Origin of the sequence: Bradyrhizobium campsiandrae, from assembly GCF_014529705.1 — a bacterium.
Lineage (GTDB): Bacteria > Pseudomonadota > Alphaproteobacteria > Rhizobiales > Xanthobacteraceae > Bradyrhizobium > Bradyrhizobium campsiandrae.
In genome coordinates this window covers 1-867 of sequence record NZ_JAANIH010000164.1, presented here as the reverse complement: position 1 = coordinate 867, position 867 = coordinate 1, and the positions used below count along the sequence as shown (strand labels likewise).

The window sequence follows — 867 nt, the reverse complement described above, 5'->3', positions numbered from 1 at the left end:
CGGCACCCGCGGTCTGCTCCTTCAGCGCCGCGATCAGACCGGGACGGTCGAACTTGGCGACATAGTCGTGGAAGCCGGCCTGACGGCCGCGCTCGATCGCCGCCGGCGACACCAGCGCCGACAGGCCGATGATCGGCATCGCGCCGAGATTGCTGTCCGAGCGGATCGTCTCGGCGAACTCGAACCCGTTCATGTCGGGCATCTCGATGTCGGTGAGCACCACGTCGAAGGTTTGCGCACGCAGCGCCGCGAGGCCCTCCTGCGCGGTCGGCGCGGTGCGGACGCGGTAGCCGGCCGCCTTCAGCACCGGGGCCAGCATGTTGCGGAAGAACGCCGAATCGTCGACCAGCAGCACCGACTGCGAATGCATCGACGGTTTCATCTCCTTGCGGGTGAACCAGTCGGCGAACGCCATCGGCAGGAAGTGGCCGACGTCGATCACTTCGGTGGCCTGGCCCTTGATCACGGCCGAGCCGAGGATGCCGCTGGCCGAGCCGCCGACCTCGATGTTGAGGCGTTCCTCGACGATGTCGATGATCTCGTCGACGACGAGGCCCATCGAGCGGCCGTCATCGGCGAACACCAGGATCGGCTGGGCGCCCTGGCTGGCAATGGTGACGCCCTCCATGGCCACCAGCGGCATCAGCTGCTCGCGGTACTGCACCATGTAGCGGCCGTTCGAGAACTCGATCTTGTCGGCGGGCAGCTCTTCCAGGCGCGTGACGAGGCCGAGCGGGACCGCCTTGGGCTGGGACGAGCCGGCGCGGAACACCAGGAGCGAGGTGGTCTGCTCGCCCGAGCCGATGTGATGCGCGGCATTGTCGTCGCCCATGTCATGGGCCGAGGAGCCGGCGGCGCCGAGCGCCT

Annotated in this window: 1 protein-coding gene; it reads right to left on the bottom strand. The window is 68.3% G+C overall.

The annotated features are described in order from the left end of the window. The coding region (locus G8O24_RS42505) for a response regulator (protein ID WP_188108414.1) at positions 1 to 867 on the bottom strand (867 nt) is incomplete at both ends.